Origin of the sequence: Gluconobacter sp. Dm-62 (assembly GCF_018256155.1) — a bacterium.
Lineage (GTDB): Bacteria > Pseudomonadota > Alphaproteobacteria > Acetobacterales > Acetobacteraceae > Gluconobacter.
In genome coordinates this window covers 1-21,985 of record NZ_JAERLY010000008.1, presented here as the reverse complement: position 1 = coordinate 21,985, position 21,985 = coordinate 1, and the positions used below count along the sequence as shown (strand labels likewise).

The following is a 21,985-nucleotide window of genomic DNA, read 5'->3' as shown; positions in this document are numbered from 1 at the left end:
TTGTTTCGATGGTGCTCACTTGCTGGCTCCCAGTCTCTGGCCTGTATAGCGCTTGGAGCGGATTCCTTCCCACCAGGCGCGGTTGTCGAGATACCACTGAACGGTCTTGCGAATGCCGCTTTCGAAATCGTGCGTCGCTTTCCAGTCGAGTTCTTTCTCGGCGTGGGACGGGTCGATCTCGTAGCGGAAATCATGGCCGGGGCGGTCGGTGACGAAGCGGATCAGGCGCTCGCGCGGGCCAGCCGGGTCGGGCTGGAGCTCGTCGAGGACGGCGCAGATCTTCTTGACGACTTCAAGATTCGTGCGGGGCTGGCGGGCGCCGATGGCATAGGTTTCACCCGGCTTGCCGATTTCGACAGCGCGGACCAGTGCTTCGGCATGGTCTTCGACGAACAGCCAGTCACGGACGTTCTCGCCTTTGCCATAAACCGGAAGTTCGCGGCCTTCGATGGCGTTGATCGTGACCAGGGGGATCAGCTTCTCGGGGAAGTGCCAGATGCCGTAATTGTTGGTCGTGTTGGTCACGAAGGTCGGCAGGCCATAGGTGTGGAACCAGGCACGGACCAGATGGTCGGACGAGGCCTTGGATGCCGAATACGGGCTGCGGGGATCGTACGGGGTGGTTTCCGTAAACGGCGGGTCGTTCGGCTCCAGATGGCCGAAGACTTCGTCCGTGGAAATGTGATGGAAGCGGAAGGCCTTCTTTTCGGCTTCTCCCAGCGTGTTCCAGTATTTCCGGGCGGCTTCAAGCAGGGAGTAAGTGCCGACGACATTTGTCTGAATGAAAACGCCGGGGCCGTCGATCGAGCGGTCCACGTGGCTTTCGGCAGCGAGATGCATGACGGCGTCCGGGCGGTATTCCTCGAACAGGCGCTGCATCTCCACGCCATTCACGATATTTGCGCGGGCGTGGGAATACCGGGGATCGTCTGCGACTTCACTGACAGTGTCTTCCGACGCTGCATAAGTCATGCAATCAACATTCAAAACCGAATGTTCGGTATTCCGGATCAGGTGGCGTACGACGGCCGATCCTATGAAACCACAGCCGCCTGTCAGCAAAATCCGCATTTGAACCTCATGATATTGATCAGGGGTCTGACCCCGGTAGAGCAGTTTTATCTTACAGCGTTGTTGAAACAGCGCAAATAACGACGAAACATTTCTTAAGCCTTCGGGCAGGTCATTTTGGGAAATGGTTTCACCTCTCGCGCTGTCTGGATTGATGGGCTAATCCCACAGGCGTGCGGAGGCAGGAGGGGCAGGCATGCTGGCTGATACTTTGACACGTTCCCTGACGGATGTCCTGGAGCGGCCCGATCTTCGGGTAATTGCGGACGGACTGGTCCCGATACTGGATGTGTCACTGCCGCTCCCGTTCAGGGTTGAGGGAACGCTGGAGCCAGGAGAGCCTTTCTGTCTGCGAACGGCGACACTCAAACTGGGCAGCCTGTGCCTTGAGGCGCCGCGTCTTGCACCGACCTTTCTGCGCCATGCCATCGAACTGATGCGCCTGCTTGAACCGGGAGCTAATCCGTTTCTGGCCAGTTTTGCCGCAGCCCGCGTGGCAGCGCTGTTTCATGCGCTTGATGCGGGAGAGGTGGCACCGCTTCCGACCTGGCTTGCGGTTTTCAGTGATGATGTTCCGGACGCATCGGTTCTTCTGCAAAGCTGGGAGACATTAAGCGCATTCCTGCCGGAACTGCCGCCCCTCACGCCGCATGAGGCTGAGCGGCTTCACGGAGTCCTCACCCGCCTTTGGCCGGTTCTGGCTCCTGCCGAGACCTTGATGAGCGGCGGCGGGGATTCCCGTCTGGCTGTTGATCCGCGTACCGGGCTGAACCGGTATGCAAGCTCCCATCGTCCCCGCCCCTGGGCGATCACTTTTGGGTCATCGACGGCTTCGTCGTTGTCCGAACGGGGTTTTGGGGGGGCAGAATCCGCACGACGCGCAATGATGAGTGCGCTGCTGGCCAAGCAGGACCCGGATCTGGTGCAGGAAGGTGTCGTGCGCCGGGCCCGCGAGGCGATCGGTGCGCATTATGGCCTGCCGGAAGATGCGGTTCTGCTGTCTGCGTCCGGGACCGACTGCGAACTGGCCGTTCTGGCGCTCGTGGCAGCCGGAACGCAGCGGCCGGTGACGTCCATTCTTCTGGCGCCTGATGAAACGGGCAGCGGTGTGCCTCTTGCGGCCTGTGGGCGGCATTTCGCGACGGATAGTGCGTGTTCCACCTTGGTGGGCAAGGGCGAAGTGATTGAAGGATTCTCGCCGGAGACGCGGCTGATCGGTGTTGATATCCGCGCCGCTGACGGCACTGCGCGACTGGTTGCTGAAATCAATGCGCAATGTGCGGCACTGGTGCGGCGGGAGGCGGCTGAGGGGCGGCAGGTGCTGCTGCATCGGCTGGACCAGTCCAAGACAGGTCTGGCGGCGCCGGACATGGATCTTGTCTGGGAGTTGTGTAGCGAACTGGGGGATCAGCTCAGCGTCGTTGTCGATGTCTGTCAGGCGCGGCTGAGTCCGTCGCGGGTGGCGGACTGGGTGGAGCAGGGGATCATGGTCATGGTGACCGGCTCCAAGTTCTTTACCGGGCCTCCTTTCTGTGGGGCCATTCTTCTTCCTCCCGGGATTCGCAGTCGTTTGCCGTCCCTGTCCCTTCCGAAGGGCCTTCGGGCTTATGGCAACCGGGACGAATGGCCGGAAGGTGCGGATGCCTCGGCCCTTAATAATGGTCACAATATTGGTCTTGCCTTGCGCTGGTATGCAGCACTTGCGGAAATGGATGCGCTGTTTGCGCTTCCCGATCCGGTCATCCGCAGTCGCCTGACGCGGTTCATGACGGAGGCCGTTGCCATGGTGCAGAGCCGGCCGGCTCTGAGCATGCTACCTATGGGAACGCCTTTTGATGATGGTCTGTGGGATGCGGTGCCGACCATCCTGCCTTTTCTGGTGCAAGATCCTCATGCAGCAGGTCAGCCCCTCGCACTGGAAGATGCGCGAAAGCTGCATCGCTGGCTGAATGCGGATCTGTCGCCCTGGGTGACGGAAGGGGAAAGCAGTCTGCTCTGTGTGCTGGGGCAGCCGGTGCCGGTGCCGCACCCGATGCTGGACGGTCCGGCGGGAGCGCTGCGTCTGTGTGCAGGGGCGCGACTGGTCTCGGGCGAGCCATCGCATGAAGGGCTGGACGAGGAGCGTCGGTTGCAGCGCGAAAGCATGGATGCGCGCCGGGTTCTGGGAAAACTGGAGCTGATCCTGAAGCACTGGGATGTTCTGCTGGACGCGAACCCTGTCCCCCGTTACGCCCCTTTGTCATGACCCAGACAGACAAAGCGGTCCCGCATGGGCATTTTCTCGATACGCCGGAACTGCCGAAGGGCGTGACCCGGTTCTGGCTGATCCGCCATGCGGTCGTGGAAGCCAGTGCGCGCAAAACGATGTATGGCGCGCTCGATGTGCCGCTGTGCCGCGAGGCGATGGCGAGCCAGCAGGGCGGCTATGCCACACTGGCGCGGCGTCTGCCGACGGAGGCGCTGTGGTACAGTTCGCCGTTGCAGCGGGCGCAGGATACTGCAGCCGAAATCCGTAAGGCGGGCGCGTTTTCGCAGGATGTAACGATTGACGGCCGCTTCATCGAGCAGTCGATCGGGGAGTGGCATGGCACGCCGCATACGGCGTTCACATCCCTGCTGCGTCTGCCGCCCAATCCGTTCTGGTCCATTTCCGCCTGTGAACTGCCGCCGGGCGGCGAGAGCATGCTGGATGTCTGCGCGCGTGTCGGGCACGGGCTTGAAGATCTGGCAAATGCGAACGAAGGTCAGGACATGGTGATTGTCAGCCATGGCGGGGCTATCCGGGCGGCTCTGGCGCATGCGCTGAGCGTTCATCCCGATACGGCGCTGCGCTTTTCGATCCAGAACCTGTCCATCACAATTCTGGAGCGTATCGACTGTCTGTGGCGCGTCGTGACGGTTAACGAACTGCCTGATTTCAGGGGCTGAATAACATGAAGGAGAGAAATACAGGATTTCTCTCCTTCATGAATTGTATCAGGACTTGGAGGCGGCTGAACAAGCCTGCTGGAGCTTGTCGATACCGGTCATCTGACACTCGACAACAAGCTGGTCGACAGTGATGGTCTCTTTGGCCTTTTTCGCGATCTTAATCTGCTGGGGCAGCGTACTCGGATCGTCGAACAGTTTCTGTTCCTGCGCCAGATAGGCTAGGGCGTCATCTGCCTTGCCCTGACTTTCGAGATAAGCGGCCCACGCGGAGACGATGGCCAGAATAACATCGTCGCGCTCGGCGGCGGCCTGAAGGTCTGCAATGGCCTGTTTGTTCTGGCCAGTTTTGGCTTCCGTCAGGATATTGAAATAGAGCCATATCTGGCTTGAGCGCACGGGCGCACCGATCCCGGCCAGAAGCTGGCGGCTTTTCTGCCAGTTGTTGGTCGGAGCGATGTTGGCAACATCATTGATGGCCTGGCTTTCATGTAGAAAATTCTGCACGTTCCGGCTTCGGATCCATTTCTGGAACGGCGCCTTGTGAAGAGCCGGGATCAGGTCCGCGTAATTGCGATCAATGTAATGGGACAGTTCTTCCCTGCGTTCAGCCGCATGCGGATGGTCGAGATTGACGTAGACCAGACCCTTTCCAACATAGCCCAGTCCAGACCCCAGAAGCGAAACGCCAGGCGTCAGAATGGGATTCAGCACTGCGCCCGCCAGATTGTTCTGCTGGTTTTTCTCGGCGTCTTTCTGGGCTTTTTCCTGAGCGGCCTTCTCTTTCAACGCCGCTTCGGCAGCATCGCGCTGGTCGGCTGTATTGAGAGCCTCCAGCGAAGTTTCCGCCATGGAAACCGAATATCCGGCCTTGGCCATCAGGTCGACCGCAAGGGTATCTGCTTCTTCTTCCTGCGAGCGGCTCCAGCTTGGAAAGCCGCCATATTCACCGATGGCATGGGCGCCATATAGCGAAAACAGTGCCGTTTTGGCGCTTCCGGCAACTGCGCTTCCGCCCGCAGCTGCGGCGACCATGGTCCCGAGTTCACCGACGCCTGAGAATCTCTGTTCGAGCTTCTTGTTCCCGGCTTTGTCAGCGGCATGCCCCAGAAGAATATGGGACAGTTCGTGGGCAATGATGAAAGCGAATGCGTCTTCGGTCTGTGTGTCCGGGTTGTCAGCAAAATACTGGATCATGCCGGCGTTGATAAACATGGCGCCTGCCGGAGACACATCCGACGAAAACTGTTCGTCCACGCTCAGGAAGATAGGCGCTTCTGGCTTCAGTCCGGTCCACTGTGCCAGAAGGCGGTCACGGATCTGTTCCAGGTAGACGGTCACGGCCGGATCGACGACGACGCCTTCAATCTGGGTGTTTCGGGGAAAGATCAGTTTCTGGAGGGGGGGGCGGGGCGGGTAAGAGACAGGTGGCGTGATATGGGAAATATAGGTGCCCTGTGTGGGGATGCCGGGGTTCGATGTACTGCATCCCAGAAGGGACAGTGTGCCTGCGAGGGCCAGGAATTTCTTCATGTCAGTGACCAGCCTGCTTGCACTTGCTGGCAAAGCCCGAGGACGACCCCGTTCCGGAAGCTGAAAGCGATCCGATATAGCTGCAGGATGTTTCTCGCGGAGCGGCCGCTGCCATCGTCGTGTTGACGGCAGCGCGGGCGACCAGAACCACACCCTGTGCAGTCTGGACCTTCAGCAGTCCCGTCTCTTCGTCCGTGCCGACGACCGGCTGGTTCATCAGATCAGAGGCTGGAATCTGGCCGAGAGGGGCATGGCTTTCAGAAAACGCGTGGACGGTTTTTTCAAAGACGCCACTGACTGTAGGCGTTGACGCCGCCTGAGCCTGAGAGACCAGAATGGTGGCGCACAAAAGGCCAAGAGACAGGATCTTTTTCATTGAGAGCTGCTTTCGGAGTTTGGCACGCGCTCTGATGTGAGGGCATGCAGCTGACGACAGAGAAAATTGACGAAGGTCAGGACAAATCCCGTTGATTCACAGGATTCACCAACGGCCAGCCAGAGCAGGATAAATCCGATCCAGTCGGCATTTGGCCATTGAATGAAGAGTTCGTTCAGGGCGAAGACGATACCGGTCAGGCTCGTGAGCAGAGCGAGATGCGCCCAGAAGCCCAGGCGCAGTTTCTCGGCTTTTTCCGCTTCGGACTCTTCCGCACCGTGTTCCGCGTCTTCTGACTGGGGAGCCTGAGCCGAGTGCCGCAAAAGAACCAGCGTTCCAAGCAGAACAAGGAAGAGACAGACATAAAGAAGGGCTTCGTCCGCGCAGTTGCGGAGGACAGGCAGGTGGGACAGGTCGAAAGCAGCGAGGCCCGTGCAGAATATTGCGGGAACGACTGCGATGACAGGAAGGGGCAGAGACAGGAAATTCCTGCTTCTCCGCCGGATATTGTGGCGCAGCTTGGCCCCGCGACCGTGGGGGACTTCGGGATGGCTGTAGTAGAACTTGAAAGCCATCCAGCCTGTAAATATGAGCCACAGAACGAACTCGCAGATTTCCGCCCATCCGATATGGATGCCTCGACCAAGTTCCAGTTCAGGGGGTTCCTGGAAATAGTTGCTGCCGTAGGTGACGAGATTGTCGAAGGCCATGGCATGAAGCACGACATTCGGAACACGGCCCAGAAAGGGAATGATCGTGTCGTCATGCTGGTCGCGGATGTCCGTTCCGTAGAAGACCGCGCGGCCTTTCAGCAAATGCGACAGGGGAGGGCTTCCAGCAGGGGTGCCCAGACCGCGCTCGTCCAGCTGATGTGCGCCAATGGTCAGCGGATAATAGGCATGTCCGACTTCGTAGTCGCGCGAACTGCCCCAGAATGCCCGGAAGCCCAGGGTGAAGGACTGTACGATACTTCTGCAGAAGAACCCGCCCGAGAACGGCACGGCGCAGGCATTGCGGGGAGAATTGTCCAGTGAACTGACTTGTGTCTGGGCTGGGTCCACATGCAGGCCCCACTGGATGATCATGGGGCTGCGAAAATCGTCTTCATGAAACGACCCGCACTGTCCTGACCATGTGGATGTGCACAGGCTGCGGTAGACGTCGAAAGCGGCGTTTGCCTGTGGCTTTGCGTCTTCGTTTACGCGCTCGCCTCCCTCCTGGGGGCCTTCTTCTGTCTCGAACAGCAAAGGATAGGCAGAGGAGGCTTTAAGAGCGTTGCTATAGCTTTCGACATCACCAAGTGGTGCAGGGAGATGGATCTGATCGTGACCTTCTTCGCCCCGTGCGAAGAAAATAGGAATGTGCTTCGACTTTGCTTCATCCAGAACGCTCTGGAACTGCGTCAGTGATTCATCCGTATGTTCATAGGCCATACGGAAATCAACATAGATTGCGGCGGGATCAGCTTCCAGAATCTGCCGGAGGATGAAGACCTGCCGCTGGTAAGACAGGGGAAGAGCAGCATCGAATGTCTGTAAGGTTGGGTCATTGATAGCCACAACCGCCACGCGCTCATGAGAGCGTGGAGAAGAAAGCCCATAGAAAGGTGCAGTAATGGCTGAGAAAAACTGCGCAGATGAATTTTTTGTGGCACTTTCCAAGGAAAGTGGATCGAAAAATTTATAGACGACCCAGAACATCACCATCATGACGACGTAAAGGGCAGAGCGATATTTTAAGGCTCTATTAACAATAGAAGCTGCGGGGCGGGATAAATGATTTTTATGCACGGTTTCATCTGTTTTACTCACTGTTGCAGTTTGTAAAAATTGCAATATGGAAAATCAAGTTTAATTTTCGCTCTATCACGCAAAAACGTGTCTTAACCGGAATGAAGGGGTGTTTTCTGAAAATTGCCCAAGCGCAAAAACCCCGCATATTAACGGGGAGCGTATTCTGTCTATAAAATTTTTTCAGGAAATACCGGAGACGGGCATGGTGGGCACACAAGGGCTCGAACCTTGGACCCGCTGATTAAGAGTCAGCTGCTCTACCAACTGAGCTATGTGCCCATGGCCCGTCTACCGGTGGAGCGGCTTATAGCGGGATTCTGCCGCAGGCCGCAAGGGGTTTTTCATCTTTTCATGCAGTTCGGTGCTGAAAATATGAAAACGCTTTTATTTCAACAACTTAATTCCGGTTCAGCAGGCGCATGACGCTCTCGAACTGCTCAAGGGACGTATAATCGATCTTCAGGGAGCCGCCCTTTTTTCCATTGTAGGAAATATGGACCTTCAGTCCGAGGCGGGAGGACAGGTCGTTTTCGATCTGCAGGATTTCCGCGTCCCGGGCCTTTTTGGCCGGTGTCTGTGCATGTTTGCCGCCGGTCAGGGCTTCGGTCTGGCGCACGTTGAGGCCACGGGCGATGACGATCTTTGCGGCGGCGACCGGATCGGGGTGGGTCAGCAGGGCGCGGGCATGACCGGCCGTGAGGTCACCATTGCGGACATGCACGCGGACTTCCGGCGGCAGGTTGAGCAGACGCATGGTGTTGGTGATGTGCGGGCGGGACTTGCCCACGGCGCCGGCGAGTTCTTCCTGCGTCAGGGTATAGTCCGTGACCAGGCGTTGCAGGCCCTCGGCTTCTTCGATCGGGTTGAGATCCGCGCGCTGAAGGTTCTCGACCAGGGCTGCGGCCATGGCGTCCGTATCGTCCAGTTCGCGGATATGGACGGGGACGCTGTGCAGGCCTGCGAGCTGTGAGGCGCGCCAGCGGCGTTCACCGGCGATGATCTGGTAATGGTCCGCTTTCTCTGGATCGGGACGGACGAGCAGCGGTTGCAGGACGCCGCGTGAGCGGATGGAATCAGCCAGTTCGGACAGGCGCTCGGGGTTCATGTCCTGTCGGGGCTGGAAGGGGCTCGGGGCCAGAACATCCACCGGCAGGGACGAATGCTGCTGTGTCGGAGCATTCGCGCGCGTGGCGCGGGCGAGCTGCGGGGCCTGATCGCCCAGAAGGGCCGCGAGGCCGCGACCAAGCCGCGGGGAACTGTCCTTTTTGGCCATCGCCGGTTACGCCTTTGCCTTGTTCTTGTTGCGTTTGATCAGTTCGTCCGCCAGCGCAAGATACGCGATGGCACCCGTGGAGCGGGCGTCATAGTCCAGTACGGGGCTGCCGTGGCTCTGGGCTTCGGAAATGCGGATGTTGCGCGGAATGAGCGTCTCGAACACCTGATCGCCAAAGAAGCCGCGCGCGTCCTGCGCCACAAGTTCGGACAGGTTGTTGCGGCGGTCATACATCGTCAGGACAATGCCTTCGAGATGAAGATCGGCGTTGAAGGCGCGGCGCACGCGGTCGATGGTGCGGACGAGCTGGCTGATGCCTTCGAGCGCGAAGAACTCGCATTGCAGCGGCACGATCACACTGTCAGACGCGACCAGCGCATTGAGCGTCAGGAGGCCGAGGCTCGGCGGGCAGTCAATCAGGATGGTGTCGTACTCGCCTTGCAGAGCGTGCAGGGCATCGCGCAGGCGGTATTCGCGACGTTCGTCGCCGATCATTTCCAGCTCGGCGCCAGCCAGTTCGTTATTGGCGGTGATGATCGCGAGGTTGTCGAACGCGGTCGGCTGGGGCAGGGCGTGGGGTTCGGCTTCCACCATCAGCGCGGCATAGGTGCCGGTGTTGCGCTGGTCGTAGTCGATGCCTAGCCCGGTGGAGGCGTTGCCCTGCGGGTCCAGATCCACGAGCAGGACGCGCTGTCCCTGACGGGCCAGACCGGCTGCCAGATTGATGGTGGTGGTGGTCTTGCCGACGCCCCCCTTCTGGTTGGTGACGGCAATGATCCGGGTGGTGGGGGATTCGGTTTTAGACGACACGCTTGAAATCACTGACCTTGATGATGGCTCCGCCGGGGTCGGTGCGGCTGGGAATAATGCTGTGGCTCATGTGCCAGTCGGCGCTTGCCTCGGTCAACTCGGCCTGCGCTTTCTGACCCTTCAGGAACAGGCAGAACCCGTCTTCCTTCAGCAGGGGCCGTGCCCATTCGAGGAGCTTGTTAAGAGGAGCCAGCGCCCGGGCCGTGATGATGTCGGCCGGAGGGGGGCTGGCGGCTTCGATACGTTTGGCGATGACCGTGACCTTGGCCTCGCAGATGCGTCCGGCTTCCCGCAGGAAGGCGCATTTGCGCTGGTCTGATTCGATCAGGGTGACCGGATTTCCCGTGGCGATGGCCAGAATGATGCCTGGGAAACCGCCGCCCGAACCCAGATCGGTGATGGTCGCGCCTTCGGGGATCAGTTCCGCAAGCTGGAGGCTGTCTTCGATATGACGGGGCCAGAGCTGGGCGATGTCACGCGGGCTGACGAGATTGATCTTTGCGTTCCACTGCACGAGCAGGTCGGCAAAGCGCTCCAGCCTCTCATGTGTTTCACGTGAAACGGTGGTCATGACAGGGTCCTTACATGGGCCAACAGGGCGACCAGCGCGGCAGGTGTAACCCCGCGCACGCGCTGTGCTGCGGCGAAACTGGTCGGGCGGGACTGGGAAAAGCGCTCGCGCATTTCGCTGCTCAGGCCGCCGATGGCAGTGTAATCCAGATCGGCCGGAAGGGCGATGGCACTTTCGGATGCGAGCTGTCGAATTTCACGATCCTGCCGGTGAAGATAGCCGCCATAACGGGCTTCGGTCTCGATATGGCGGCGGACACGCAGTGGAAGTTCACCGAACCACGGGGCCAGCGCGTTCAGGATTGTGTGGTCGCCGTTGCTGGCGAGAACGTCGAGCACCGTGCGTCTGCGGCCGTCCAGAGAGACTTCGAAACCAAGGTCACGCAGGGTCTGCGGCAGGAAGGTTGTTCCGGCGGCGCGGGTCATGGCGGCGTCGAGTTTTGCCTTCTGGGCGGTGAAGGCGGTTTCGCGTTCGGAGAGGACGCAGCCTGCGGCGATGCCCTTTGGCGTTAAGCGCAGATCGGCGTTGTCGGCGCGCAGGGTCAGGCGATATTCGGCGCGCGAGGTGAACATGCGATAGGGTTCGCTGATGCCGTGCAGGGTCAGATCGTCGATCATGACGCCGAGATAGGCCTCGCTCCGCTCCAGCGTCAGCGCCTCGTTTCCAGCGGTCGCGCGGGCGGCGTTCAGGCCTGCAAGCAGGCCCTGTGCGCCGGCTTCTTCGTAACCGGTCGTACCGTTGATCTGTCCGGCCAGATACAGGCCCGGCAGGCGGCGCAGTTGCAGGGAGGGCAGAAGCTCCCGCGGGTCCACGTAATCATACTCGACCGCATAGCCTGCCGTGACGATGCGGGCGTTTTCCAGACCCGGCATGGTGGCGATCATGGCGGCCTGCACATCGGCGGGCAGGCTGGTGCTGATGCCGTTGGGGTAAACCAGATCGCCGCCCGGATTGCCCGGTAGGGCTTCGGGTTCGAGAAAGACCTGATGCGATGTGCGCTCGGCGAAGCGGACCACCTTGTCCTCGATGGACGGGCAGTAGCGCGGGCCGCGACCGGCGATGGCGCCCCCATACATGGCCGAGCGGTGCAGGTTCTCGTTGATGATCCTGTGGGTCTCGGCCGTGGTCTGGCTGATACGGCAGACGACCTGCGGGTTGGTGATGGCCGTCGTCATGGGGCTGAAAGCCTCGGGTTCGGCATCGCCGGGATCGGCCGGGAGGTTCTCCCAGTCGATGCTGTCCTTGGCCAGACGCGGCGGTGTGCCGGTCTTGAGGCGGCCCATTTGCAGGCCGAGCGCATAGAGCCGTTCGCCCAGACGCTTTGCCGGAGCTTCTCCGATGCGTCCGGCTTCCGTCTGGGTGTGGCCGACATGGATGACGCCGCGCAGGAAGGTTCCGGTGGTCAGCACGACGGCACCGCAGCGGAAGGTACGGCCGTCTTCGCAGATGAGGCCGGTGATGCGGCCGTTGTCCTCGATCAGGTCTCCGGCGGCACCTTCGAGGATCGTCAGGTTCGGCGTGGCGGCAAGCAGATCCTGAATGGCGGCGCGGTAGAGCGAGCGGTCGGCCTGAGCGCGGGGGCCGTGAACGGCTGGTCCCTTGGAGCGGTTGAGCAGTTTGAAATGGATGCCCGCGCGGTCTGCGGCCTTGCCCATCAGGCCGTCGAGCGCGTCGATTTCGCGCACGAGATGGCCTTTGCCGATCCCGCCGATCGCCGGGTTGCAGGACATGGCACCGATCGTTTCAAGCCGATGGGTGAGCAGCAGGGTGCGCGCGCCAAAGCGGGCCGATGCCGCCGCGGCTTCACATCCGGCATGACCGCCGCCGATCACGATGACATCGAAATCGCTCAAAACCTACTTCCCGATACAGAACTGCCCGAAAATCGCATCGAGCAGGGATTCAACATCAACACGTCCCGTCAGACGCCCCAGAGCCAGCATGGACAGGCGGAGTTCTTCGCCCCGCAGTTCCGGCCATGCTGCGGTCCGTGCGCGGTCCAGATGGGTTGCGGCCTCCTGGATTCCGGCGCGGTGTCTGGCGCGGGTCAGCGGCGGCGCGGCGGAACCGGCCATGAGTTCGGCCACCCGTTCGGACAGAACCTGACGCAGCGCAGCGAGGCCTTCGCCGGACTGTGTGCTGATCCCTAACATGCCGGGCGGGGCGGGCGCGATGTCGATTTTCGTTCGGACGGGAATTTCCTGCCCTGAAAGAGAGTCGATACTCTCGTCCGGGCCGATCAGGTGCAGCACAACATCGGCCTGTTTCACGTGAAACAATGCGCGGCGGATGCCTTCGGCCTCGATTTCGTCTTCGGTCTCGCGCAGGCCTGCCGTGTCGATCAGCCGTAGACGGACACCGTCCAGAACCCAGTCGAGCGCGATGGCATCCCGTGTGGTACCCGCACGGTGGGTGACGATGGCAGCGTCTGTTCCGGATAACGCATTGAGAAGACTTGATTTTCCGACATTTGGAGCGCCTGCGATTACCACCGTCAGACCCTGACGCATGAGTTCGCCGCGATTGTCCTGAAGATGGGCGGACATCTCGGTCTGGAGCTTTGAGAGTTCCGCGACCAGACCATCCTCCACGTCCTGCGGCAGATCTTCCTCGGGAAAATCGATCAGGGCTTCCTGATGGGCGAGGACGAGACGCAGGCGCTGTGCCCAGTCATCGTACAGGCGGCTCAGGGCGCCATCGGCCTGACGCAGCGCCTGTTTGCGCTGGCTTTCGGTTTCGGCGTCCACAAGGTCGGCAATGGCTTCGGCCTGAAGCAGGTCCAGACGGCCTTTCTGGACGGCGCGACGGGTGAACTCGCCCGGTTCGGCCGGGCGGGCGCCCAGATCAGTCAGGGCGTCGGCGACGCGGGCGATGATGGCGGGGCCAGCGTGCAGGTGCAGTTCGAAGCCGTCTTCGCCAGTGTAGGAACTGGGGCCGGGGAGCCAGAGGGCGACGGCGTGATCGAGCACGTCTCCGTTATGGCGCAGGGTGCGCAGGCTGGCGCGGCGGGGTTCCGGGAGACGTCCGTTGCAGAGCGCTTTCAGAATCGCATCGCTGCCGGGACCGCTGGCGCGCATGATCGCGATGGCGGCGCGGGAGGGACCCGTGGCCAGTGCGAAAATGACCTGCGGGGTGGTGTCGGGGGCGTCCGGGAGGGATGAGCGCGTCATGGGTTTCTATGTAGTGCAGGTGGCCCTGCGGTGAAATGCCCTGCGCGCATACACGAAAAAAGGCGGATCGTTTCCGATCCGCCCTTTCTCTCAGACTGACAGGGAGTGGGAAGCTTACTGAGCTTCGTCCACGCCGCTGTGGGTCTGCGGGGAGAAGGTCCAGCCTTCGCCGTAAGGCTGCGGCATGTAGGCCATCCAGCCCTTGCTGGAGACGTTCCAGCCAGCGGTGGAGACCGGTGCACCCGTCGTGCGCAGCTTCTGGATATCGGAAGCGGACACGGTTCCCGGAGCGTTGTTGCCCCAGCCCTTGCGCATGAAGTTCACGACATCGGCCATCTCCTGGTCGGAGAGGTGATTCTTGAACCCGGGCATGGCAACAGCGGACGGTGCCGTGTTGGTCGGGGGCAGGATGCCACCAAAGGCCACGACATTGGCGAGCGACGTCGGATCATCCGTCAGGACGACCGGGTTGCCAGCCAGCGGCGGGAACATGCGGTTGACGCCAGAACCATCGTTCATGTGACAGATGGCGCAGTTGTGAAGATAGACTTCCGCACCGGCGTTGCCCTGACCACCCTTGTTCAGCAGAGCGACTGTCTGGCCGTCATCCTGACCGAGGTTCTTGCCTTCCGGCACGGCCGGCATGCTCTTGAGGTACTTGGCCGTGGCGCGCAGATCGTCATCGGACCAGTGCTGCGTGCTGTAGGCCACCACGTCAGCCATGCCACCGAAGACGGCGGAGTGGTCGATGCGGCCGCTCTTGAGGAAGGTCACGAGATCATCTTCAGACCAGCGGCCCAGACCCGTGTCGCTGTTGCTGCGCAGGCTCGGCGCGATCCAGTTGTCGATCGGTGCGCCACCGGCTAGATAGGCGTTGCCGCCAGCCGTGCCGTAAGCCTTGACCTGCATTCCGAAGCCACGGGGTGTATGGCATTCGCCGCAATGGCCCGGTCCGTTGACGAGATATTCGCCGCGGGCAACTTCCGGATCACTGATGCTCTTGTCCACGCCCGGCGTCATGCTCGGAACGAACATGGCGCGCCACATGCCCAGCGGCCAGCGCATGGAGAGCGGCCAGCTGATGTCTGGTGCTTTGTTCTGCTGGGCAACCGGCTTCACGCCGTGCATGAAGAATGCATACATCGCACGGATGTCGTCATCGGACAGACGGGCGAATTCAGGATAGGGCATGGCCGGGTAGACCGTTGCACCATCCTTGCGGATGCCCTTGCGGAGGGCCTTTGTGAAGTCCTCCAGGGTGTAGTTGCCGATACCGTGTTCCGGGTCCGGCGTGATGTTGGTCGAATAGATCGTGCCAATCGGGCTCTTGATCTCCAGACCGCCCGCATAGGGCTGTCCGTGCAGGGCCGTATGGCAGGCAATGCAGTCCGACAGGCGGGCGACGTATTCGCCACGCTTGATCAGGGCGTCATCGGCGTCCTGGGCATGGGCGGCGCCGAAAGACACCGCCATAAGGCCAATAGCGGCCGCAAATTTCCATCCCTGTTTCATCTCAGATAGCCTGTCCCGGGTTAATGCGTTCAGCATGTCACGTGCTCCTTATGCAAACCGCTGCCTCAGGGGTGATCCGCGGTCGGAATATCGGCCGTGGACTGCGGGACATTGAGGAACTGATCGCCCGGAACGCCTGTTGAGTTTTCACGAGCCTTGACTTCGTCGTCGTAGGATTCGTTGGCGCGCTTCACGATGAAGTTGCGGATGTCCTCGATCTGGTCAGGCGTCATGGACGTGTCGAAACGGTCCATGCCGTAGGCCGTCAGGGCACCGCGACCAACGAGCTTGTAGAAGCTTTCCTTGCCGCGCGGGGCACCAGACCAGCGAAGGTCAGGCAGAACGCCACCGGAGATGCCGTTGTCACCATGGCAGGCCGAGCAGAACGTCTGATACAGGAAGTATCCGTTCTTCTGACGGGCCTCGTCATAGGTCGGAACCGGCTTGACCGGGGTGAAGCCGAGCTCGTTCTTGAGCGGCAGGGTGTCCTTGCCGTCGAGCGAGAAGGCGATCACGCGGGAATGGTTGACCGTCCAGCCGGAGGTGCGGGCTGCGCCACCGTACAGGAACGGATAGATGCCACCCCAGCCCACTTCAACCGCGACGTACTGCTTGCCGTTGGCCGTATAGGTCACGGGCGGAGCAATGATCGCGCTCTGTGCGGGGAAGGAATAGAGATCGTTGCCGTTCGTGGCGTCGTAGGCGTGGAATTCACCATTCGCCAGACCCTGGAAGATCACGTTACCGGCCGTGGCGACGATACCACCGTTCCACGGACCTTTGTGGTTGATCGTGAAGGCTGGTGCCATCTTCACGGGATCCCAGGCCAGCGTCCAGCCCTTGAGGACCTTCAGGAAGTCCTTCTTGGCAGCGACATGGGCCGGATCGTTATCGTCGAAGAGGCCGATCTTGTTCATGTCGAGGCCGAGGTTCCAGGCGTCATGATACGCCTTGAAGCCGCCTTTCTGGCCATCATACAGGAGCGGGATCTGCTGTGCCGGGATGTAGACCAGCTTCGTCTTCGGGCTGTAGGCCATGGCAGCGAAGTTATGGCCACCAAGCTCACCCGGAAGGCCGAGCCAGGGCTTGCCCGTCAGGGTCCACAGGGCGTCAGGCACGTAGTTCGGGCGACCCGTGACCGGATCCAGGCCGGTGGCCCAGTTCTCGTAGGTGTAGGGCTTGCCGGTGATGAACTTACCCGTCTTCGCATCGATAATGTAGAAGAAGCCGTTCTTCGGAGCGTGCACGATGACATGGCGCATCTCGCCGTTGACCGGCATGTCGAGCGTCATGATCTGCTGGACGGAGGTGTAATCCCACTCGTCCATCGGCGTTTCCTGGAAGTGCCAGACGTATTTGCCGGTGTCAGGATTGATCGCGACGATGCTGCCCAGGAAGAGGTTGTCGCCCTTGCCTTCAGAGCGGAACTTGTAGTTCCACGGCGAGCCGTTGCCGACGGCCAGGTAGACGAGATCCGTCACCGGGTCATAGACGAGCGAATCCCAGACGGTACCGCCGCCGCCCTGCTGCTTCCAGGCGCCGTTCTTGCCCCAGGTCGGGTAGGCCTTGGACATCAGGATGTCGTCGGATGCTGCGCCGTCGGGCTTGTTGTCGGGGTTCGGGACGGTGAAGAAGCGCCAGTCGAGCTTGCCGGTTTCGGCGTCGAAAGCGGAGACAAAGCCGCGGGCGCCGAATTCTGCGCCGCCGTTACCGATCAGGACCTTGCCCTTGGCGATACGGGGGGCACCATCAACCGTGTAGGAGCGCTGGTGGCCGAGCTGGGCTTCCTTGGGGATCGTGTAGACGCTCCAGACCAGCTTGCCGGTCTTGGCGTCCAGCGCGATCAGGCGTCCGTCGAACGTGCCGAAATAGACCTTGCCGTTCCAGTACGCTGCGCCACGGTTCACGGAGTCACAGCAGCCGCGGTCGGCGATGTTGCCCGGAACCTTGGGATCGTAGGCCCACAGAAGCTTGCCGGTCGCTGCATCCAGCGCCTTCATCTTGCTCCAGTTGGTCGTGGCGTACATGACGCCATTGACGATCAGGGGAGTGCCTTCCTGGCCGCGGTTCGTGTCCAGATCAAAGTGCCAGGCGAGCTTCAGCTTGCCGACATTGCTCGTGTTGATCTGGTCGAGCGGGCTGTAGCGCTGCTCGGAATAGGAGCGGCCGTAGGACAGCCAGTCCCCGGCGTGGCCACCATTATCGGAGCTTGTAATTGCTGTGCCGGTATCTTCCTGCGCAAAAGCGACAGGCACAGCTGCTGAAAACGCCAGAGCGGCGGCGCAGCTGAGAAGGCGCTTTTTCGTAACCTTGATCGGCGTCAGTAGACCAGAAGTCATGATCCAACTGTCCTTTTTGTAAAGACTGTTTCCGCTGTGATATTCTGGACCTGTGAAGTCTTGAAAGGAGCGAAGGAAATCTTCATCCTCTCAATCCAACGATCAGTACCGGACACCGTCAGCATGAGAACTTACTGACCCTATTTTATTGCTTAAGACAAACACGGCTTCTGACGTTTCCGTGAGGGATTGGGGTGGCATGCTCCGAAAAGGGTTGTGATGCGGCTCACCAAATAATTACAGTGCCGTTCCGGAAAACCTCCTGTCGCATTTCTGATACAAAAAATGGCAGTTTTCCAACACATTACAGAATATTGCTGGAAAGCCTACATAAGCGGTCCTGTATGTTTTTTGTGCATATTGCCATGTCTCGGTATGCGCATAGCGCATGGCTAAAAAGTCTCGTTATGATGGCAACGCAGCCGGATTGACGGTTTTGAGCGGGTCGGGCACCGTGTCGTTCATGCCACAGCTATCCTGCCACTCACCTTTCGGGGCCCTTACCATCAGTGAAGATGAGGGCCAGATCGTCGCTCTGGACTGGGGTTGGGGGCGCGATCAGGAGGAGACTCCACTCCTTCTGAAAGCCCGCGACCTTCTGGAGCGCTATTTCGACGGGGAATCGGTCGATTTCGATACCCTGCCGTACCGTCCCTACGGGACTCCGTACCGCCAGAAGGTCTGGGACGCGCTGCGTCGGATTCCTTATGGGAAAACACGGACCTATGCGGATATTGCGGCCGAGGTTGGCGGATCCGCGCGCTCGGTTGGCGGGGCGGTTGGGGCGAATCCGATCCCTATTCTGATCCCTTGTCACCGCGTTGTCGGACGTGCCGGACTCGGCGGGTATTCAGGACTTGGGGGCATCGCTGACAAGCATGCTATGCTGCATCTGGAAGGCGTTCTTTAAGGGGTACGCTTTCCTTCCATTCAAGAACACCGCGTCACAAAAAAGGGGAGCCGAAGCTCCCCTTTTTTCGTATCGGCCGTGCTGATCCGGGATCAGTTGTTCATGGCGTCGAAGAAGTCCTGGTTGGATTTGCTGTATTTCAGCTTGTCCAGCAGGAAGTCCATGGCGTCCATCGTGCCCATCGGCGCGAGGATGCGGCGCAGGACCCACATCTTGGACAGCTCGGCGCGATCGACCAGCAGCTCTTCCTTACGCGTGCCCGACTTGGTGATGTCGATGGCGGGGAAGGTGCGCTTGTCGGCCAGCTTGCGGTCCAGGATGAGCTCGGCGTTGCCGGTGCCCTTGAACTCTTCGAAGATGACTTCGTCCATGCGCGAGCCCGTGTCGATCAGGGCTGTGGCGATGATCGTCAGCGAACCACCTTCCTCGATGTTACGCGCAGCACCGAAGAAGCGCTTGGGGCGCTGCAGGGCGTTGGCGTCCACACCGCCGGTCAGCACCTTGCCCGAGGAGGGGACGACGGTGTTATAGGCGCGGGCGAGACGGGTGATGGAATCCAGCAGGATGACCACGTCGCGCTTGTGCTCGACGAGGCGCTTGGCCTTTTCCAGCACCATTTCCGTCACCTGGACGTGGCGCGTTGCCGGTTCGTCGAAGGTGGAGGAGACGACTTCGCCACGGACCGAGCGGGCCATGTCCGTCACTTCTTCCGGGCGTTCGTCGATCAGAAGGACGATCAGGAACACTTCGGGGTGGTTGGCGGAGATGGACGCTGCGATGCTCTGGAGCATCACGGTCTTGCCGGTGCGGGGCGGGGCGACGATCAGGGCGCGCTGGCCCATGCCGATCGGCGTCACGAGATCGATCACGCGCGGGGTGTAGTCGCGCTGGTCTTTCTTGCCCCGGCCGCGCGGAGAGGACTCCGTGACGGCGGGTTCGGACTGTTCGACTTCCATCTTCAGGCGACGCTCGGGATAAAGCGGCGTGAGGTTGTCGAAGTTGATGCGGGTCCGGACGGTTTCCGGAGCCTCGAAGTTGATGGTGTTGACCTTCAGCAGCGCGAAATAGCGCTCGCCGTCGCGCGGAGCGCGGATCTGGCCTTCAACCGTGTCACCCGGGCGGAGGCCGAAGCGGCGGACCTGGGCGGGGGAGATGTAGATGTCGTCAGGGCCGGGAAGATAGTTGGCTTCCGGGCTGCGCAGGAAACCGAAGCCGTCTGGCAGGATTTCGAGCGTTCCTTCGCCGTAGATCGCCTGATCGCGCTCGGCAAGGGTCTTGAGGATGGCGAACATGATGTCCTGCTTGCGCATGGACGAGACGTTCTCGATCTCCAGTTCCTCTGCGTAATCCAGAAGGTCGGCTGGGGATTTTTTCTTGAGTTCGGCAAGATGCATGAAAGACGCGCCTTGATGTGCCGGTAGTGGCAGACCTGATAGGGGGAGGGATGCGCGACCGTACAGAAGGCGGGGCCACTGAACGGGAACTGCTTGTGTCAGGCGGTGATCTGTGAGGATTTCGCAGGACGAGGGAAGCAGGAAGCATCCGTAAGGAAAGGGAGACCGGGTGACAGGACGTCACCGGAAAGTCGTCCTTCGCTTACCGGAGCGCGCGAAGCAGTGTCAAGACTCCTGCGCAGGCTCCGGATCACTTTGATCTATGTCAGATTTCAATCATATCTTCAGCATGGCGTCCGCCGTGCGCAGGGACAGGGCCATGATGGCCAGTGCGGGGTTGGCGGCGGCGGCGCTGGGGAAGATCGAGTGATCGGAAATCCACAGGTTGTCGATATCGAAGCTGCGGCCTTCCGGATCCACGACATTGCTGCCTGCGTCCGTGCCCATGCGGCAGGTGCCGATCATGTGGGCGGCACGGTCGATGACGCGGATGTCCTTTGCGCCGACAGCCTCCCACATCTGCGTCAGCAGGCGGGCGGCGTGGTGGTGCATGGCCCATTCGTTGGGGCCGTAGGAATGTTCGATCAGGGGCTTGGGGATGCCAAACGCGTCTTTCTCGTCCGAAAGCGTCACGCGGTTTTCGGGGCGGGGCAGACATTCGCCATTGATGCCCATGCCGGCGGAGCGGTTGTATCCGGCAAGCGCACGGGCGAAGGCCGGCCCGCGTGTTGTGGTGCTGCGGGCGAGGTTCTGCCCCCAGGTCGCGGGCATCATGCCCAGTGACTGCACCAGATAGCCGCCAACGAAATCCGCGTCTTTCGGGCGCATCATGTCTTCGGTGATGGTCAGGGACGGGTAGCCGCGATTGGGGCGGATATCCTCGTCAAATTCGCCCCAGACCTGTGTGGAGACATGCGTCATGTAATTCTGGCCGACCTGACCGGAACTGTTGGCGAGGCCGTTGGTCAGGAGCAGGCGCGGGGTTTCGACGGCACCGGCGGCGAGGACGAGGGTCGCGCATTTCTGGCGGTGTTCGACGCCGTTCTGTTGATAGACCACGCCGGTCACGCGGCCGGAACTGTCGCGCTCGATCGTGTGGGCGAAACAGCCGGGGCGGAGTTCGGCACCATGGGCGACAGCCATGGGGAGCCAGGTGTTGTCCGCGCCGGATTTGGCGCCGTTGCGGCAGCCCTGATGACAGGCGCCACAGTTCGCGCAGCCATGGCGGGTGCCGAAATGCGGCTGTTCGATATCGCGGGTGATGAGGGCGGCCGGGCCGTCGGCGTGGCGCAGGCCGAGCGCGTCACAGCCTTCGCGCATTTTCAGCGCGGCGGAGTTGGCGGGCGGGGGCGCGTAGGCGTAGCGGCGGCTTGGGTCCCACGGATAGGAGGCCGGGCCGGAGACGCCGATGAAGGATTCCACGCGCTCGATATAGGGCAGGAGTTCGTCCAGACCGAAGGGCCAGTCCACGCCCCTGCCGGTTTCGGTGTGCAGATGGAAGTCGCGGGCGTCCATGCGGGGCATGAAGGCGCCATAATGCAGCAGGGAGCCGCCGAGGCCGGTGCCGCTGTTGTTGCCGCCGAAAGCCTGCGGGTTGGTGCCGGCGGAGAGGCGTTCATGCAGCCAGTACAGTTCGCGGGCCGCCACTTCGTCGGGTGTGTGGCCCATGGCGGTGAAGGCGGGACCGGCTTCGAGCACCACGACGGTTTTACCGTTGCGGGCGAGTTCTGCGGCCAGCGGCGCGCCACCGGCACCGCTGCCGATGATGAGGGCATCAACGATGTCCGTTTCGGCGAATGTCTTCATGACGGATGTGCTGCTCATTGCGTGGAGTCTGCCATCTGGGCGAGGGGCGCGGTGGCGTTGGGCTCGAAATCTTCGTGGCTGTCGGGGCCGACGTTCGTGAAGCCCTGAAAGACGGTGTCTCCGCCGGTCAGGCTGGAGGAAATGCCGAGCGCCTGCTGGATGCGCGGGTCACTCATGACGCAGTCCACGACTTCGCCGCGAAGGTCTTCGGCCCAGCGTTTCATCTGGGGCGCGGTGAGGCGGCCGTCGCGTTCGAGGCCGATCTGCCCGTCCATCAGGGCGTCGAGCAGCGTGCCGCGCAGGTCCGGGGCCAGATGGATGAAGCGGAGTCCGTGCTGCTCGAATGTCACGTCGTCGAGTGTGAGAAGGGCGGCTTCCCAGGCTTCGGCATCCGGCGGGAGGTCCGCAAAGCGCCAGCCATCACGCGGACCGGAAAGGGCGGTGTCGATCCGGGCTGTCATGTTGATGTCGGTCCCGGGGGGGAGGATTTCGTCGAGGG

Annotated in this window: 17 protein-coding genes and 1 tRNA gene; 3 read left to right on the top strand and 15 right to left on the bottom strand. The window is 61.1% G+C overall.

Annotated elements, in window-relative coordinates:
• Positions 1-15: 15 nt before the first annotated feature.
• Positions 16-1,071 carry a dTDP-glucose 4,6-dehydratase gene (gene rfbB, locus JK202_RS09555; protein ID WP_211560517.1) on the bottom strand — a complete coding sequence of 352 codons (1,056 nt, stop codon included), beginning with the start codon at positions 1,069-1,071 and terminating at the stop codon, positions 16-18.
• A gap of 196 nt (positions 1,072-1,267) precedes the next feature.
• On the opposite strand from rfbB, the gene JK202_RS09550 reads away from it, so the two are divergent.
• Together JK202_RS09550 and JK202_RS09545 are read left to right on the top strand one after the other, a co-directional pair.
• Positions 1,268-3,316 (top strand): hypothetical protein, encoded by a 2,049-nt coding sequence (locus tag JK202_RS09550; RefSeq protein ID WP_211560515.1) that lies wholly within the window; start codon positions 1,268-1,270, stop codon positions 3,314-3,316.
• On the top strand, positions 3,313-3,999 hold the full coding sequence (locus JK202_RS09545; protein ID WP_211560513.1) for a histidine phosphatase family protein: 687 nt from the start codon (positions 3,313-3,315) through the stop codon (positions 3,997-3,999). Before JK202_RS09550 ends, JK202_RS09545 begins: the two co-directional genes overlap by 4 nt.
• A 48-nt stretch (positions 4,000-4,047) precedes the next feature.
• Here JK202_RS09545 and JK202_RS09540 read toward each other — a convergent pair whose 3' ends face one another.
• The 11 genes from JK202_RS09540 to JK202_RS09490 all read right to left on the bottom strand — a co-directional run bounded on the left by JK202_RS09540 (position 4,048) and on the right by JK202_RS09490 (position 17,376).
• The gene (locus JK202_RS09540; RefSeq protein WP_211560511.1) at positions 4,048-5,532 is read right to left on the bottom strand and encodes a M48 family metalloprotease; all 1,485 of its coding nucleotides are present in this window, start codon (positions 5,530-5,532) and stop codon (positions 4,048-4,050) included.
• Position 5,533: 1 nt separating this feature from the next.
• On the bottom strand, positions 5,534-5,908 hold the full coding sequence (locus JK202_RS09535; RefSeq protein WP_211560509.1) for a hypothetical protein: 375 nt from the start codon (positions 5,906-5,908) through the stop codon (positions 5,534-5,536).
• Positions 5,905-7,608 carry a CHASE2 domain-containing protein gene (locus JK202_RS09530; protein ID WP_249199924.1) on the bottom strand — a complete coding sequence of 568 codons (1,704 nt, stop codon included), beginning with the start codon at positions 7,606-7,608 and terminating at the stop codon, positions 5,905-5,907. The genes JK202_RS09535 and JK202_RS09530 overlap by 4 nt, the downstream gene beginning before the upstream one ends.
• A gap of 296 nt (positions 7,609-7,904) precedes the next feature.
• Positions 7,905-7,980 (bottom strand) — tRNA-Lys (locus JK202_RS09525).
• Between the two features lie 118 nt (positions 7,981-8,098).
• The gene (locus tag JK202_RS09520; protein WP_211560505.1) at positions 8,099-8,974 is read right to left on the bottom strand and encodes a ParB/RepB/Spo0J family partition protein; all 876 of its coding nucleotides are present in this window, start codon (positions 8,972-8,974) and stop codon (positions 8,099-8,101) included.
• A gap of 6 nt (positions 8,975-8,980) precedes the next feature.
• Positions 8,981-9,784: an AAA family ATPase gene (locus JK202_RS09515; RefSeq protein WP_211560504.1), complete on the bottom strand. Its 804-nt coding sequence runs from the start codon at positions 9,782-9,784 to the stop codon at positions 8,981-8,983.
• A complete protein-coding gene (gene rsmG / locus JK202_RS09510; RefSeq protein ID WP_211560502.1) occupies positions 9,774-10,355 on the bottom strand; it encodes a 16S rRNA (guanine(527)-N(7))-methyltransferase RsmG in 582 nt (193 codons plus the stop codon). The genes JK202_RS09515 and rsmG overlap by 11 nt, the downstream gene beginning before the upstream one ends.
• Positions 10,352-12,208: a tRNA uridine-5-carboxymethylaminomethyl(34) synthesis enzyme MnmG gene (gene mnmG / locus JK202_RS09505; RefSeq protein WP_211560501.1), complete on the bottom strand. Its 1,857-nt coding sequence runs from the start codon at positions 12,206-12,208 to the stop codon at positions 10,352-10,354. Before mnmG ends, rsmG begins: the two co-directional genes overlap by 4 nt.
• A 3-nt stretch (positions 12,209-12,211) precedes the next feature.
• Positions 12,212-13,525: a tRNA uridine-5-carboxymethylaminomethyl(34) synthesis GTPase MnmE gene (mnmE, locus tag JK202_RS09500; protein ID WP_211560500.1), complete on the bottom strand. Its 1,314-nt coding sequence runs from the start codon at positions 13,523-13,525 to the stop codon at positions 12,212-12,214.
• A 114-nt stretch (positions 13,526-13,639) separates the two neighbouring features.
• Positions 13,640-15,073: a cytochrome c gene (locus tag JK202_RS09495; protein WP_211560499.1), complete on the bottom strand. Its 1,434-nt coding sequence runs from the start codon at positions 15,071-15,073 to the stop codon at positions 13,640-13,642.
• Positions 15,074-15,102: 29 nt separating this feature from the next.
• Entirely contained in the window at positions 15,103-17,376 is a 2,274-nt protein-coding gene (locus tag JK202_RS09490; RefSeq protein WP_211560498.1) for a PQQ-dependent dehydrogenase, methanol/ethanol family, read from the bottom strand.
• A 463-nt stretch (positions 17,377-17,839) separates the two neighbouring features.
• Here JK202_RS09490 and JK202_RS09485 point away from each other — a divergent pair, with 463 nt between their 5' ends.
• Positions 17,840-18,286, top strand: a complete 447-nt coding sequence (locus JK202_RS09485; protein WP_086647993.1) for a methylated-DNA--[protein]-cysteine S-methyltransferase — start codon at positions 17,840-17,842, stop codon at positions 18,284-18,286.
• A 92-nt stretch (positions 18,287-18,378) separates the two neighbouring features.
• On the opposite strand, the gene rho is transcribed toward JK202_RS09485, so the two are convergent.
• From rho to JK202_RS09470, 3 genes are all read right to left on the bottom strand, one after another.
• Entirely contained in the window at positions 18,379-19,680 is a 1,302-nt protein-coding gene (rho, locus tag JK202_RS09480) for a transcription termination factor Rho (protein ID WP_211560497.1), read from the bottom strand.
• A gap of 276 nt (positions 19,681-19,956) precedes the next feature.
• The gene (locus JK202_RS09475; protein ID WP_211560774.1) at positions 19,957-21,486 is read right to left on the bottom strand and encodes a GMC family oxidoreductase; all 1,530 of its coding nucleotides are present in this window, start codon (positions 21,484-21,486) and stop codon (positions 19,957-19,959) included.
• Between the two features lie 14 nt (positions 21,487-21,500).
• Positions 21,501-21,985 (bottom strand): gluconate 2-dehydrogenase subunit 3 family protein (locus tag JK202_RS09470; RefSeq protein WP_211560496.1); only part of this gene is annotated, 485 nt, incomplete at its 5' end.